Source organism: Enterobacter sp. MALB-1, assembly GCF_041021625.1.
Lineage (GTDB): Bacteria > Pseudomonadota > Gammaproteobacteria > Enterobacterales > Enterobacteriaceae > Enterobacter > Enterobacter oligotrophicus.
This window is the reverse complement of the sequence record NZ_JBDPJL010000001.1, coordinates 3505008-3517052: the sequence shown is the minus strand read 5'-3', so window position 1 is coordinate 3517052 and position 12045 is coordinate 3505008. Positions and strand designations below refer to the sequence as shown.

Sequence of the window (12045 nt, the reverse complement as noted above, 5' to 3'; positions counted from 1 at the left end):
ATGTAAAAACTCAGGCTCAGGGCGCTAAACACTGGTTTTTGGTGCGTCAGATCTCTATAATCTCGCGCAACCTGGTTCACCCTTACTTTTTTAAGCCGTATAAAAACAGGCTGGGACACTTCACATGAGCGAAAAATACGTCGTCACCTGGGACATGTTGCAGATTCACGCACGCAAACTGGCGGCGCGTCTGATGCCTTCCGAGCAGTGGAAAGGCATTATTGCCGTCAGCCGTGGCGGTCTTGTACCGGGGGCGCTGCTGGCACGTGAGCTGGGTATTCGTCATGTCGATACCGTATGTATCTCCAGCTATGACCACGACAACCAGCGTGAGCTGAAAGTGCTGAAACGCGCTGAAGGCGACGGTGAAGGCTTCATCGTTATTGACGATCTGGTGGATACCGGTGGTACTGCGGTTGCGATCCGCGAAATGTATCCAAAAGCGCACTTCGTCACTATCTTCGCTAAACCGGCTGGCCGCCCACTGGTTGACGATTACGTGATTGATATCCCGCAGGATACCTGGATTGAGCAGCCATGGGATATGGGTGTGGTCTTTGTACCGCCTATTTCAGGCCGTTAATTTCAGAACGAAACTTTACACGCCCGGCTATGCCGGGCGTTGTTCTTTTTAGCCTGCACCGCGTTACAATGGTCTCCAGATGATGTATCCATGGAGGCAACGCAATGACGCAGGCGAATCTCACCGAGACTCTCTTCAAACCCCGTTTCAAACATCCTGAAACGTCGACGCTGGTGCGTCGTTTTAACCCTGGCACCATGCCTTCAGTGCAGTCTGCGTTAGACGGCAAAAATATCCCTCACTGGTATCGCATGATAAACCGCCTGATGTGGATCTGGCGCGGTATTGATCCGCGCGAAATCCTTGACGTGCAGGCGCGTATCGTCATGAGCGAGGCCGAGCGCACCGACAGTGAACTTTACGACACGGTGGTGGGTTATCGCGGCGGTAACTGGATCTACGAATGGTCTAAACAGGCAATGCTCTGGCAGCAAAAAGCCAGCCAGGAAGAGGATGCCACGCTAAGCGGCAAGCACTGGTTACATGCCGCGAACCTTTATGCCATCGCAGCATACCCGCATCTGAAGGGCGATGAGCTGGCAGAGCAGGCACAGGCACTGGCAAATCGCGCTTATGAAGAAGCTGCTCAGCGCCTGCCTGTCCTGATGCGAGAACTTGAATTCACCATTCCAGGTGGCAGCCCGGTCACCGGGTTTCTGCATATGCCTGAAGGCGAAGGTCCGTTCCCGACCGTATTAATGTGCGGCGGTCTGGACTCGCTGCAGATCGACTATTACAGCCTGTATGAACGCTACTTCGCACCAAAAGGGATCGCGATGCTGACGCTCGATATGCCCTCAATTGGTTTCTCCTCGAAGTGGAAGCTGACTCAGGATTCAAGCCTGTTGCACCAGCATGCACTGAAAGCACTGGAGAATATTCCCTGGGTCGACCATACACGGGTCGCAGCATTCGGTTTCCGCTTTGGGGCGAACGTCGCGGTACGTCTGGCTTATCTGGAGTCATCCCGCCTGAAAGCAGTTGCCTGCCTTGGCCCGGTGGTTCACGCGCTGCTCAGCGACCCTGCCCGACAGGGTAACGTGCCAGAGATGTATCTCGACGTGCTCGCCAGTCGTCTTGGCATGCATGATGCGTCAGACGAAGCGCTGCGCGTTGAGCTCAATCGTTACTCATTAAAAACGCAGGGTTTACTGGGGAGACGTTGCCCCACGCCGATGTTGTCCGGTTTCTGGAAAAACGATCCTTTCAGTCCGGAAGAGGAGTCGCGCTTAATCACGTCGTCATCTGCGGATGGCAAACTGCTTGAGGTGCCGTTCAGCCCGGTGTATCAGAATTTTGACAAGGCACTCAAAGAGATTACCCGCTGGATCACGCAGAGATTGTGTTAAGAGATTGCTAAATTTTGATGGTTTGGTAAAACAGTGGCTTCACAAAAGGAGATCGCAATGACGTTACCGAGTGGACACCCGAAAAGTAGACTGATTAAGAAGTTCATGGCTCTTGGCCCGTATATTCGAGAAGAGCAGTGTGAAGAGAATCGCTTTTTTTTCGACTGCCTGGCTGTTTGCGTCAACGTGAAGCCTGCTCCCGAAAAACGTGAGTTTTGGGGCTGGTGGATGGAAATGGAAGCACAGGAAAAACGCTTTACCTACAGTTACCAGTTTGGCCTGTTCAATAAAGACGGTAACTGGCAGGCAACAACCATTAAGGACCAGGAAGTGATTGACCGCCTGGAGTATACGCTCAAAGAGTTTCACGATAAGGCGCGCAATTTGCTGGCCACGTTGGATCTGAAACTGGAACCTGCTGACGATTTTTCCAGCGAAGCGGTGAAACTTACTGCCTGACGCCACAGCGCCGGGTGGCGGCCTCGCCTTACCCGGCCTACAAAATGCACTATTCCGTAGACCTGGTAAGCGCAGCGCCACCGGGCAAAAAAATCCCGGCTTATCTGCCGGGATTTTCTTATTCGGATAATCTTAGAACTGGTAGGTCATACCCAGCGCAACGATGTCATCGCTGCTTACACCCAGTTTGTTATCATCGTCAATCTGGTTGATTTTATAATCAACAAACGCTGACATATTTTTGTTGAAATAGTAGGTAGCGCCCACATCAATGTATTTCACGATATCTTCGTCACCAATCCCTTCGATATCTTTGCCTTTAGACTGGACATAGCCAATGGAAGGACGCAGGCCGAAATCAAACTGGTATTGCGCGACCGCTTCAAAGTTTTGCGCTTTATTTGCGAAACCACCGGAAATAGGTGCCATATTACGTGTTTCAGAATAAATAGTCGCCAGGTAAATATCGTTACCGTCATATTTCAGACCGGTCGCCCAGCCTTCCGCTTTTTTACCTTCGCCACGTGCCTGCAGGTTCTGTTCGTTAGTACGATCAGAGTTGGCGTAGGCACCAATGACAGAGAAATCGCTGCCACCGAAGTCATAGCTCAGGGAGGTACCGAAACCGTCACCGTTCTGTTTTTTCACATCGCGGTTTTCATTTTTACCCTGATATTGCAGGGTCATATCAAGCCCATCAATCATACCGAAGAAATCGGTATTACGGTACGTTGCCAGGCCGCTGGCACGTTTGGTCATGAAGTTATCTGTCTGAGCCAGGCCGTCACCGCCGAATTCAGGGAACATATCAGTATATGCTGCAACGTCATACAGCGCCCCCAGGTTACGACCGTAGTCGAAAGAGCCAACGTCTTTCAGCTTAATCCCGGCAAAAGCCAGACGCGTTTTCTGAGAAGAATCGCTCTCTGCTTTGTTGCCAGCAAATTCTGCTTCCCAGCGGCCATAACCGGTCAGTTGATCGTTAATCTGTGTTTCGCCTTTAAAGCCAAAACGGACATAAGTCTGGTCACCGTCTTTAGCGTCATCATCACTGATGTAGTGCATTGCTTTAACTTTGCCGTACACGTCCAGTTTATTGCCGTTTTTATTATAAACTTCGGCTGCATGAACTGATGCTGAAGCAATAACGCCCATTACCACTAATGCCAGAGTACTCTTTTTCATTTTCAATCCTGAGTTTTATAAACGCGCTAATATTCGCTGAACGATAAGCTCATGCTTATGTCCCGTGAAAAAACAGGAAGGGTTTTATCGTTTACGGGTGAAACTTTTATGACAAAATAAGAATATGTTTAAAAAAGTATGTTTTAATTTTTCGGTAATAAAGCTGTCAAAATTTGCCGCTACGCTTCCTGATCCCGCGCAATAAAGTGTTCTGCTTTGTGTTAAGGCAGTTGGCAACGGGGCTGAGTCCTGTTAAAACGTTCGTTTGACATCATTTTCCCTTATTGTTGAACGGCAGAGAATCATGAGTGACAGCCAGACGCTGGTGGTAAAACTCGGTACCAGTGTATTAACCGGCGGATCGCGCCGCCTGAATCGCGCCCACATCGTTGAGCTTGTACGTCAGTGTGCTCAACTGCATGCCGCAGGGCATCGTATTGTGATTGTCACCTCCGGGGCGATTGCCGCCGGGCGTGAACACCTTGGCTATCCTGAACTCCCCGCAACGATCGCGTCTAAACAGCTGCTGGCCGCCGTGGGGCAAAGCCGACTCATTCAACTCTGGGAGCAACTGTTCTCTATCTATGGCATCCACGTCGGGCAGATGCTGCTGACGCGCGCGGATATGGAAGACAGAGAGCGCTTCCTGAACGCCCGCGATACGCTGCGCGCGCTGCTGGACAACAATATCGTTCCGGTGATTAACGAGAACGACGCCGTTGCCACCGCTGAAATCAAAGTGGGCGATAACGATAATCTTTCTGCGCTGGCCGCGATTCTGGCCGGTGCCGACAAATTATTGCTGCTCACTGACCAGCAAGGTCTTTTCACCGCCGATCCACGCTCTAACCCGCAAGCCGAACTGATTAAAGACGTTCACGGCATTGACGACGCGTTGCGCGCCATTGCGGGGGACAGTGTCTCTGGCCTCGGAACCGGCGGGATGGGCACCAAACTGCAGGCCGCCGATGTAGCCTGCCGTGCCGGTATCGACACCATTATTGCTGCGGGCAGCCGCCCTGGCGTAATTGGCGACGTAATGGAAGGTATCTCCGTGGGAACGCGCTTCCACGCGCAGGAATCCCCGCTGGAAAACCGTAAGCGCTGGATTTTTGGTGCACCTCCGGCTGGTGAACTTACCGTTGACGAAGGCGCGACCGCGGCAATTCTGGAACGAGGGAGTTCATTACTTCCAAAAGGAATTAAAAGCGTGACAGGTAACTTCTCCCGTGGTGAAGTGATCCGCATCCGTAACCTCGAAGGTCGCGACATCGCCCACGGCGTAAGCCGCTATAACAGCGATGCATTACGCCGCATTGCGGGACACCATTCGCAACAGATCGACGCCATCCTGGGCTATGAATATGGCCCGGTTGCTGTGCACCGCGATGACATGATTATTCGTTAAGGAGCCTGAATATGCTGGAACAAATGGGCGCAGCCGCGAAGGCCGCCTCTTATAAACTTGCGCTCCTTTCCAGCCGCGAGAAAAACCGCGTGCTGGAAAAAATCGCTGATTATCTGGAATCACAGTCGCAGGAAATATTGCTCGCGAACGAGCAGGATTTGCTGGAAGCGCGTCGCAACGGCCTGAGTGAGGCGATGCTTGACCGTCTGGCACTGACTCCGGCGCGCCTGAAAGGGATCGCAGACGATGTTCGTCAGGTCTGCAATCTGGCTGACCCGGTAGGGCAGGTGATTGACGGTGGATTGCTCGACAGCGGTTTACGCCTTGAGCGTCGCCGCGTACCGCTCGGTGTCATCGGTGTGATTTACGAAGCTCGCCCAAACGTGACGGTTGATGTCGCTTCTCTGTGCCTGAAAACCGGTAATGCCGCTATTTTGCGCGGTGGTAAAGAGACCTGGCGCACCAATGCCGCGACGGTAAAAGTCATCCAGCAGGCGCTGGAAGAGTGCGGCTTACCGGCAGGTGCTGTACAGGCGATCGAAAGCCCGGACCGCGCGCTGGTGAATGAAATGCTGCGCATGGACAAATACATCGACATGCTGATCCCACGCGGGGGCGCAGGTTTGCACAAGCTGTGTCGTGAGCAATCGACCATTCCGGTGATCACCGGTGGTATCGGCGTTTGCCATATTGTGGTGGATGAAAGTGCCGAGATTGAACCGGCGCTGAAGATTATCGTTAATGCCAAAACCCAGCGCCCTAGCACCTGTAATACGGTGGAAACGCTGCTGGTGCACCAGGGGATTGCGAGCACCTTCCTGCCCGCGTTGAGCAAACAGATGGCGACAAGCGGCGTGACGCTGCATGCGGATGCTAACGCGCTGGGGTTATTGAAAGATGGCCCGGCTACTGTGGTTCCGGTTAAAGCGGAGCAGTACGATGATGAGTTCCTGTCACTGGATCTGAACGTGAAAGTTGTGACGGATCTGGACGACGCGATTGCGCACATTCGTGAACATGGCACCCAGCACTCAGACGCGATCCTGACGCGTACCCTGCGCAACGCCGATCGCTTTGTGAACGAGGTAGATTCCTCAGCCGTCTACGTAAATGCCTCAACCCGTTTCACCGATGGTGGCCAGTTTGGCCTGGGCGCGGAAGTGGCTGTCAGCACTCAGAAACTGCACGCGCGTGGCCCGATGGGACTCGAAGCACTGACCACTTATAAGTGGGTTGGCTTCGGCGATGATACAATTCGTGCGTAAATGAATAAGGGTGATGTAAAATTAGCCGTTTGATTCAAAAGGGCATTGACGCATCACCCTGTTAGATCTACTCTTTTGCCCCGTGGTTACGCTCGTAACCGGTCTCTCAGGGCCGATATAGCTCAGTTGGTAGAGCAGCGCATTCGTAATGCGAAGGTCGTAGGTTCGACTCCTATTATCGGCACCATTTCAAACTCTTCCCAAGTCTACCGAAATCAACTAAAAGCCCGTATACTGCGCTTTCTAGCCCGTATCTTATCTCCTGTTATCAACTGGACTCAACCGGAATCAAGTAACAGTTGGGGGCATAAGTGGGGGCATTCTGTGTTCGGTCCAGGGAGATGCCCCAATGAAGCTAAATGCGCGTCAGGTAGACGCTGCTAAACCCAGAGAGAAAGCCTATAAGCTGGCAGAGGGTGCTGGTTTGTATCTTGAGGTCGTTCCCTCTGGCTCCCGATACCGGCGGATGAAATATCGCTTCAATGGAAAAGAGAAGCGTATGGTTTTTGGTGTCTATCCGGCAGTGTCCCTTGCACGATGCAGGACTGGTGTCCGTATTTCCCCGGATATTATCTTTACTACCCGAGCCGTAAGCAGCATCCACCCGCTTTTGCGCTGATGATCGATGCACTTCGCTACCAGGAATAACGGGTCCCCCATTCGCAGAGGGCCCGTTCGAGTGTTAACGGCCCACGCGAGCCTGATGCTCAGGAGAGTAACGCTCGCCGACGATTTTAATCGTTTCAAGCGCCTGGGTTATCTGCCATGAGTCATCCTGCGAAAGAATGATGTCGGCAGCCCCCAAGTTTTCCTCCAGCCGATGTAGTTTGGTGGTACCTGGGATAGGCACAATCCACGGCTTTTGTGCCAGCAACCACGCCAGCGCGATTTGTGCAGACGTCACGCCTTTCTCTGCCGCCAGTTCACCCAGCAATGAGACCAGCTTTTCATTGGCTTCAATCGCCTGCTCGGCGAAACGCGGTACGGTGCTGCGATAATCATCTTTCCCAAAAGTAGTTCCTGGCTTAATCGAGCCCGTCAGGAAGCCTTTACCTAATGGGCTGAAGGGCACAAAACCAATGCCCAGTTCCTCCAGCAACGGCAGGATCTCCTGTTCAGGCTCGCGCCACCACATGGAGTATTCGCTTTGCAGCGCAGTAACTGGTTGTATGGCATTCGCACGACGAATGGTTTGCGCACCCGCTTCGGACAGACCGAAATGTTTAACTTTGCCTTCAGCGATCAGGTCTTTCACGGTACCCGCAACATCTTCAATCGGGACATCCGGATCGACACGGTGTTGATAGAGCAGGTCAATGACATCAGTCTTAAGACGGCGTAATGATCCATCCACAGCTTCACGGATATGCTCCGGACGGCTGTTTAAAATCTGCTGCTTGTTGTCTTCACCAAAAGTAAAACCAAACTTGGTGGCGATGACCACACGGTCACGAAACGGTTTTAAGGCTTCGCCGACAACCTCTTCATTAAGGAAGGGGCCATACACTTCAGCGGTATCGAAGAATGTGACGCCACGTTCAACCGCAGCGCGAATGAGCCCGATAGCCTGACGAGTATCGGTCGCCGGGCCGTAGCCGTGGCTTAAGCCCATGCAGCCGAGCCCAAGAGCGGAGACTTCGAGTCGGGATTTACCCAGATAACGTTTTTGCATTGATTAATTGCCTCTTTTATCGCGTCTTAAACGTCCAGCTTGCGACCGGCCAACCATTCAACTCTGGCAGGATCGCGGTGTGAGAAGAAAGCACTTGTTGCGGTGTCGATAGCAGTAATCTGCAACATATCTTCATAACTCAGTTCGAAATCGAGAACGTTGATGTTCTCTTCCATACGTTCTTTTCGAACTGTTTTTGCCAGCGAAACGATGCCTCGCTGGAAGATCCACCGCAGCACAACCTGGCCCACGGTTTTGCCGTATTTCTGACCAATTGCCGTTAGCACGGGATGCTGGAAGAGACCATTTTTACCCTCAGCGAACGGTGCCCAGGCTTCCGGCTGAATGCCACGGCTTTGATTCCATGGAACGGCATGCAACTGCTGGTTGAAGGGGTTAACTTCAATTTGGTTCACCGCAGGGGCAGCTTTGTTGAAGGCGATAAGGTCGGCCAGTCGGTCAGGATGGAAGTTGCTGACGCCAATGGCGCGAATTTTGCCTGCCTGTTGCAGTTCTTCCATAGCACGCCATGCCCCATGGACATCACCGTAAGGCTGGTGAATCAGATACAGGTCAACGTAATCAAGTTGCAGCCGATTCAGGGAGCGTTCGAACTGTGCTTTAGCGCCTTCGTAATGGGTATCCTGTAGCCATAGCTTGGTCGTTACAAAGAGCTCGTCACGGGCGATGCCGGTCTGTTTCAGTGCATTCCCGACCTGGGTTTCATTCTGGTAAGACGCGGCGGTATCGATCAGGCGGTATCCCGTATCGATGGCATCAATAACGGCTCTTTCGCATTCAGCGGCATCAGACATTTGAAACACACCAAAACCCAGCAGGGGCATTTCAACACCGTTGTTCAGTTTTACAGTTTGCATGACGTTATCCTTCAGCTGTTGTGTAGGAAAAGCATAACGCAAACTGATTTATTCGATTAGATAGGGGAATTAACTAGGGTTTATTAGAACTGTTCATTAATTTAGAGGGGGAGAAGGTCGGCTATGTGCCAATAGCGGAACACATTAATGCTGGTGTACAGGGGCTGACTCATTTCCTCCTCCACTTTCATCCCGTTATACTGTGAAAAAAAGGAGGTAGGCGTGAAACTGAAAATGCAGGATTTGAGGCTGTTTAATCTCGTGTTTGAGAGCGATCCTGGTTGGATACTGGATTTCTCTAACCGCACCTTGTCTGCTTTTTTTGATGAAGAACTGAACATTGATATTGATGATGAACGTTATCAGGAAGAGGGGACGTCAAAAGCCAAACGAGTTAGATGCTTGCTGAAACAGGCTGATCGTGAGACCGCTCTGCGGGTTCTTGGCGCTCTCTGGCAGTATAAAACAGAATCCATGCCTGAACAGGCTGAACAAAGCCGTAATGACTATTACGCACTGATTTCCCGCTTAGAAAACGCTGACACCGATGAAGCCAAAGGCGTAAAGCCTGTCCAGGCATGGCATGGTGTTGACTGGCCTTCACTTATCGCTGAAATGAACGAGATGAAATCTCTGCCGCCACATCCACGTGGTTTTCGGTTTGAAGCCTGGCTTGCTGAACTGTTCAGTATCTTTAAGCTTGCTCCCCGTTCGTCTTTCCGAAATACAGGCGAACAGATTGACGGAAGTTTCCGACTGAATGATGAATTTTACCTGATGGAGGCAAAGTGGCATCAGAAAAGAACGTCGGCTGCCGATCTCCATGTATTTGAAGGAAAGCTCAGTACCAAGGCAACCTGGACACGCGGCGTTTTTATCAGTTGGATGGGGTTTACGCCTGAAGGCCTGACGGCTTTTGGTAAAGGGAAGCGCGTTATCTGTGTCAGTGGTTATGATCTTTACCACTCACTGAGTCATGGAATCCCTTTGCCCGACCTTCTGGATGCTAAAACCAGGCACGCCGCTGAAACGGGAGAGCCCTATGCTGAGTTCGACCGACTATATGCACTGAAGAACAAACAGTACGGCACGCTGAAATAACGGGTTGGGAAGCGGTTACTGCTCCCCGTTGTTGTTAGTAATGTCGCATAACACCGTTTTTGACGAGTAGCCATTGCGAGTGTTTGAGCCTGTTTTGGGCGCATTTTTCTCATGCCCGAGGTGGTCAGTCAGCTCCGTATTAAGCGCCGTTTCGACGGTAAGCTTCGTCAACATGCGGGAAAAAGCATTGAGATCGGCTTCGGTTTTAAGGCCTTTAGCCAGTTCAGCCGCAAGGGCTTTGAGTTTCTTTTCGTCCATAATTTCCTGTCTCCGTTACTGGATTGAACATATCAAAATCAGGCAATTACAAAATTTTAATTACAGTCTCAAGAAGAGATGCAATCCGCATCTCTTCCTCTGCTCACTTTACCAGCTCATGCGTCCTGCGATGCTTTCGAAACATCGTAAAAACAGAGCCAGGTCTTCTTCGCTATTGTTGGCAAAACCATGCGTTAACAAATCATCAAGGATGTTTGTATCTTTCAATTCCTGGGTGAGTATGCGGTAGGAAGAACTATTCCAGCCAACCCGGCCAACAGGCATACGGAAGTATTGTATGTCAATTTGGGTTTTATCCGGATATGTTGACAGTTGTTCCTCAAAGTATGCCAGTGATGCTAACGTTTCATATCGGTCGTAAGAGAGTTCGAAGTTGGCGGTTGTTCCGATGAAGCTGGATTTCCATTCATCCATAATCGTCAAAAGATGATCGCTTAACGCTGTTTTTCTTCTGTCTAGCCCATCCAATTGCTTCCAGATATCACCACCGCCTTCCCACGACCATAAAAATAAAAGCGTAATGATGCTGCACGGTTCGTGATGGGGGATCACTATTTTTTTCAAAAACAGCTCGTGTAATGTGCCCCATCGGCGAGAACGGATTAAGCCAAGCGCATACGCTGTCATAATCATCACTGCCGGGTAAGTGCGCAGATTTATCCATGCACTCAGCCCACCGTTGTGGTTTTTGGAATGGCTGATGATGTTATTAATGATATCAAATATTAATTCTTTATGTTTATCCTCTCCCCAACGACCCAGTATTCCGGCCATACGACCTAATGGCTCTGTTATCGATTCATAAGTTGATACCCGTTGACTGAACTCTTCAGGACTCCATCGGCCGTTAGGGGAGAGTGTGTCTGAATTCATTGCTTCTAATAAACGCTCAAACTCACCTGAAAAGAGCTCATCAAGTTGAATGCGAAATTCTGCTTTAGCCAGATATTTTTTTGTACTGTTGGTTAACAGTTCGACGCTTAATGGGTTTTGTTTTCGGCTTTGTTCAAGAATGGTTACTCGTTGCTGAAGTGTGTTGAAGAAATCATCGGCACCGGTGATTTCCATAATTTTTGCCTGCCGATGGGAGATAAGATCCTGGGCGTTTGTGCTCGGCGGATTTTTTGCTGCCCAGAACATGGGATATCTTTTGTTGGGCGCCCGCAGTATTGCTGCACGCAAAGCATGATCCCACTCACCAGACCAGCCGCAAATGATTAGGCCGTGTTCATCAATGATTCGGTCAAGCAACTGGTTGTATTCAACGGGATAGCTTGCCAGTTCATTATCGGTGTTGAGAATCCTTGCATCTTTGTAGTCGCCATGCAGCTTGAACAAATAACATTGAGAATGTGTCAAGGGTTCTGCGCCTGAAAGAGAATCCACGGAGGAAATCACGGTTGGTTCAACCCCCTGTTCCCGCAGCGCATTTTCCATTAATCGGTCAAAGTTGGTTGTGAGGATGACCCGAATATGGCCTGAGCGAACAAGCCTGGCAATGGCCTGATGTGCTGGCGTGGGTAATTTTTTACCCTCTTCTTTTTCTTCTTCATTCGGCTCAATGTAGTTGTGCAAAATAGAGCGGCGTTCAGCAGGCGAAATCGTCAGGTCTTCTAATAGTTTTGAGTAGTCGGGTTCGTTACCTGTTTTGTCACGGTACCATTGCGCCCAGTCCGTTTGTTCTTCAACGTCCTGCGCGGCGGCAATGCGTTTGATGAGATCGAGAGTGATTTCCCAGCCCGTGGGTATTTGTGCCGTTCGGGATAACCCAGAACCTAAAAGAACAGCAAAAACCCCTTTATTTTCGTGAACGGAGAAAGCGAGCTGGGTGAGTGGATCGGTGCTTAAGAGCGTCATTGTGGTTAC

Annotated in this window: 10 protein-coding genes, 1 tRNA gene and 3 pseudogenes; 9 read left to right on the top strand and 5 right to left on the bottom strand. The window is 50.8% G+C overall.

Features of this window, described 5'->3' with window-relative positions; translation table 11 throughout:
* Nucleotides 1-124: 124 nt before the first annotated feature.
* From gpt to crl, 3 genes are all read left to right on the top strand, one after another.
* Nucleotides 125-583, top strand: coding sequence for a xanthine phosphoribosyltransferase (gene gpt / locus ABGB15_RS16895; protein ID WP_003863205.1), 459 nt, complete (start codon nt 125-127; stop codon nt 581-583).
* Nucleotides 584-687: 104 nt separating this feature from the next.
* Nucleotides 688-1932, top strand: coding sequence for an esterase FrsA (gene frsA, locus ABGB15_RS16890; protein WP_215722699.1), 1245 nt, complete (start codon nt 688-690; stop codon nt 1930-1932).
* A gap of 57 nt (nt 1933-1989) precedes the next feature.
* A complete protein-coding gene (gene crl / locus ABGB15_RS16885; RefSeq protein WP_152083564.1) occupies nt 1990-2391 on the top strand; it encodes a sigma factor-binding protein Crl in 402 nt (133 codons plus the stop codon).
* A gap of 132 nt (nt 2392-2523) precedes the next feature.
* On the opposite strand, the gene phoE is transcribed toward crl, so the two are convergent.
* A complete protein-coding gene (gene phoE / locus ABGB15_RS16880) occupies nt 2524-3576 on the bottom strand; it encodes a phosphoporin PhoE (protein ID WP_152083565.1) in 1053 nt (350 codons plus the stop codon).
* Between the two features lie 304 nt (nt 3577-3880).
* Here phoE and proB point away from each other — a divergent pair, with 304 nt between their 5' ends.
* The 5 genes and pseudogenes from proB to ABGB15_RS16855 all read left to right on the top strand — a co-directional run.
* On the top strand, nt 3881-4984 hold the full coding sequence (gene proB, locus ABGB15_RS16875) for a glutamate 5-kinase (protein ID WP_152083566.1): 1104 nt from the start codon (nt 3881-3883) through the stop codon (nt 4982-4984).
* An 11-nt stretch (nt 4985-4995) separates the two neighbouring features.
* Nucleotides 4996-6249, top strand: a complete 1254-nt coding sequence (gene proA / locus ABGB15_RS16870; RefSeq protein ID WP_215722700.1) for a glutamate-5-semialdehyde dehydrogenase — start codon at nt 4996-4998, stop codon at nt 6247-6249.
* 111 nt (nt 6250-6360) lie between these two features.
* Nucleotides 6361-6436, top strand: a tRNA-Thr gene (locus tag ABGB15_RS16865).
* Between the two features lie 162 nt (nt 6437-6598).
* A pseudogene (locus ABGB15_RS16860) lies at nt 6599-6787 on the top strand (Arm DNA-binding domain-containing protein); the annotation flags it as partial.
* Nucleotides 6787-6897, top strand: a pseudogene (locus tag ABGB15_RS16855) (LysR family transcriptional regulator); the annotation flags it as partial. The pseudogenes ABGB15_RS16860 and ABGB15_RS16855, both read left to right, overlap by 1 nt.
* A 34-nt stretch (nt 6898-6931) precedes the next feature.
* Here ABGB15_RS16855 and ABGB15_RS16850 read toward each other — a convergent pair.
* Nucleotides 6932-7921 (bottom strand): aldo/keto reductase, encoded by a 990-nt coding sequence (locus ABGB15_RS16850; protein WP_152083574.1) that lies wholly within the window; start codon nt 7919-7921, stop codon nt 6932-6934.
* Nucleotides 7922-7947: 26 nt separating this feature from the next.
* Nucleotides 7948-8799, bottom strand: coding sequence for an aldo/keto reductase (locus ABGB15_RS16845; RefSeq protein ID WP_215722701.1), 852 nt, complete (start codon nt 8797-8799; stop codon nt 7948-7950).
* A gap of 222 nt (nt 8800-9021) precedes the next feature.
* Here ABGB15_RS16845 and ABGB15_RS16840 point away from each other — a divergent pair, with 222 nt between their 5' ends.
* Nucleotides 9022-9900 carry a restriction endonuclease gene (locus ABGB15_RS16840; RefSeq protein ID WP_045341144.1) on the top strand — a complete coding sequence of 293 codons (879 nt, stop codon included), beginning with the start codon at nt 9022-9024 and terminating at the stop codon, nt 9898-9900.
* Nucleotides 9901-9951: 51 nt separating this feature from the next.
* On the opposite strand, the pseudogene ABGB15_RS16835 reads toward ABGB15_RS16840, so the two are convergent.
* Both ABGB15_RS16835 and ABGB15_RS16830 read right to left on the bottom strand, forming a co-directional pair.
* A pseudogene (locus tag ABGB15_RS16835) lies at nt 9952-10158 on the bottom strand (transposase); the annotation flags it as partial.
* A gap of 108 nt (nt 10159-10266) precedes the next feature.
* Nucleotides 10267-12036 carry an SIR2 family protein gene (locus tag ABGB15_RS16830; RefSeq protein ID WP_313326776.1) on the bottom strand — a complete coding sequence of 590 codons (1770 nt, stop codon included), beginning with the start codon at nt 12034-12036 and terminating at the stop codon, nt 10267-10269.
* Nucleotides 12037-12045: the final 9 nt, after the last annotated feature.

Bases quoted from the DNA above. Each gene is read 5' to 3' on its own strand.
- gpt (WP_003863205.1), top strand. From the start codon at position 125: ATGAGCGAAAAATACGTCGTCACCTGGGACATGTTGCAGATTCACGCA.
- phoE (WP_152083565.1), bottom strand. From the start codon at position 3,576: ATGAAAAAGAGTACTCTGGCATTAGTGGTAATGGGCGTTATTGCTTCA.
- crl (WP_152083564.1), top strand. From the start codon at position 1,990: ATGACGTTACCGAGTGGACACCCGAAAAGTAGACTGATTAAGAAGTTC.
- ABGB15_RS16830 (WP_313326776.1), bottom strand. From the start codon at position 12,036: ATGACGCTCTTAAGCACCGATCCACTCACCCAGCTCGCTTTCTCCGTT.
- frsA (WP_215722699.1), top strand. From the start codon at position 688: ATGACGCAGGCGAATCTCACCGAGACTCTCTTCAAACCCCGTTTCAAA.
- proA (WP_215722700.1), top strand. From the start codon at position 4,996: ATGCTGGAACAAATGGGCGCAGCCGCGAAGGCCGCCTCTTATAAACTT.
- proB (WP_152083566.1), top strand. From the start codon at position 3,881: ATGAGTGACAGCCAGACGCTGGTGGTAAAACTCGGTACCAGTGTATTA.
- ABGB15_RS16845 (WP_215722701.1), bottom strand. From the start codon at position 8,799: ATGCAAACTGTAAAACTGAACAACGGTGTTGAAATGCCCCTGCTGGGT.
- ABGB15_RS16850 (WP_152083574.1), bottom strand. From the start codon at position 7,921: ATGCAAAAACGTTATCTGGGTAAATCCCGACTCGAAGTCTCCGCTCTT.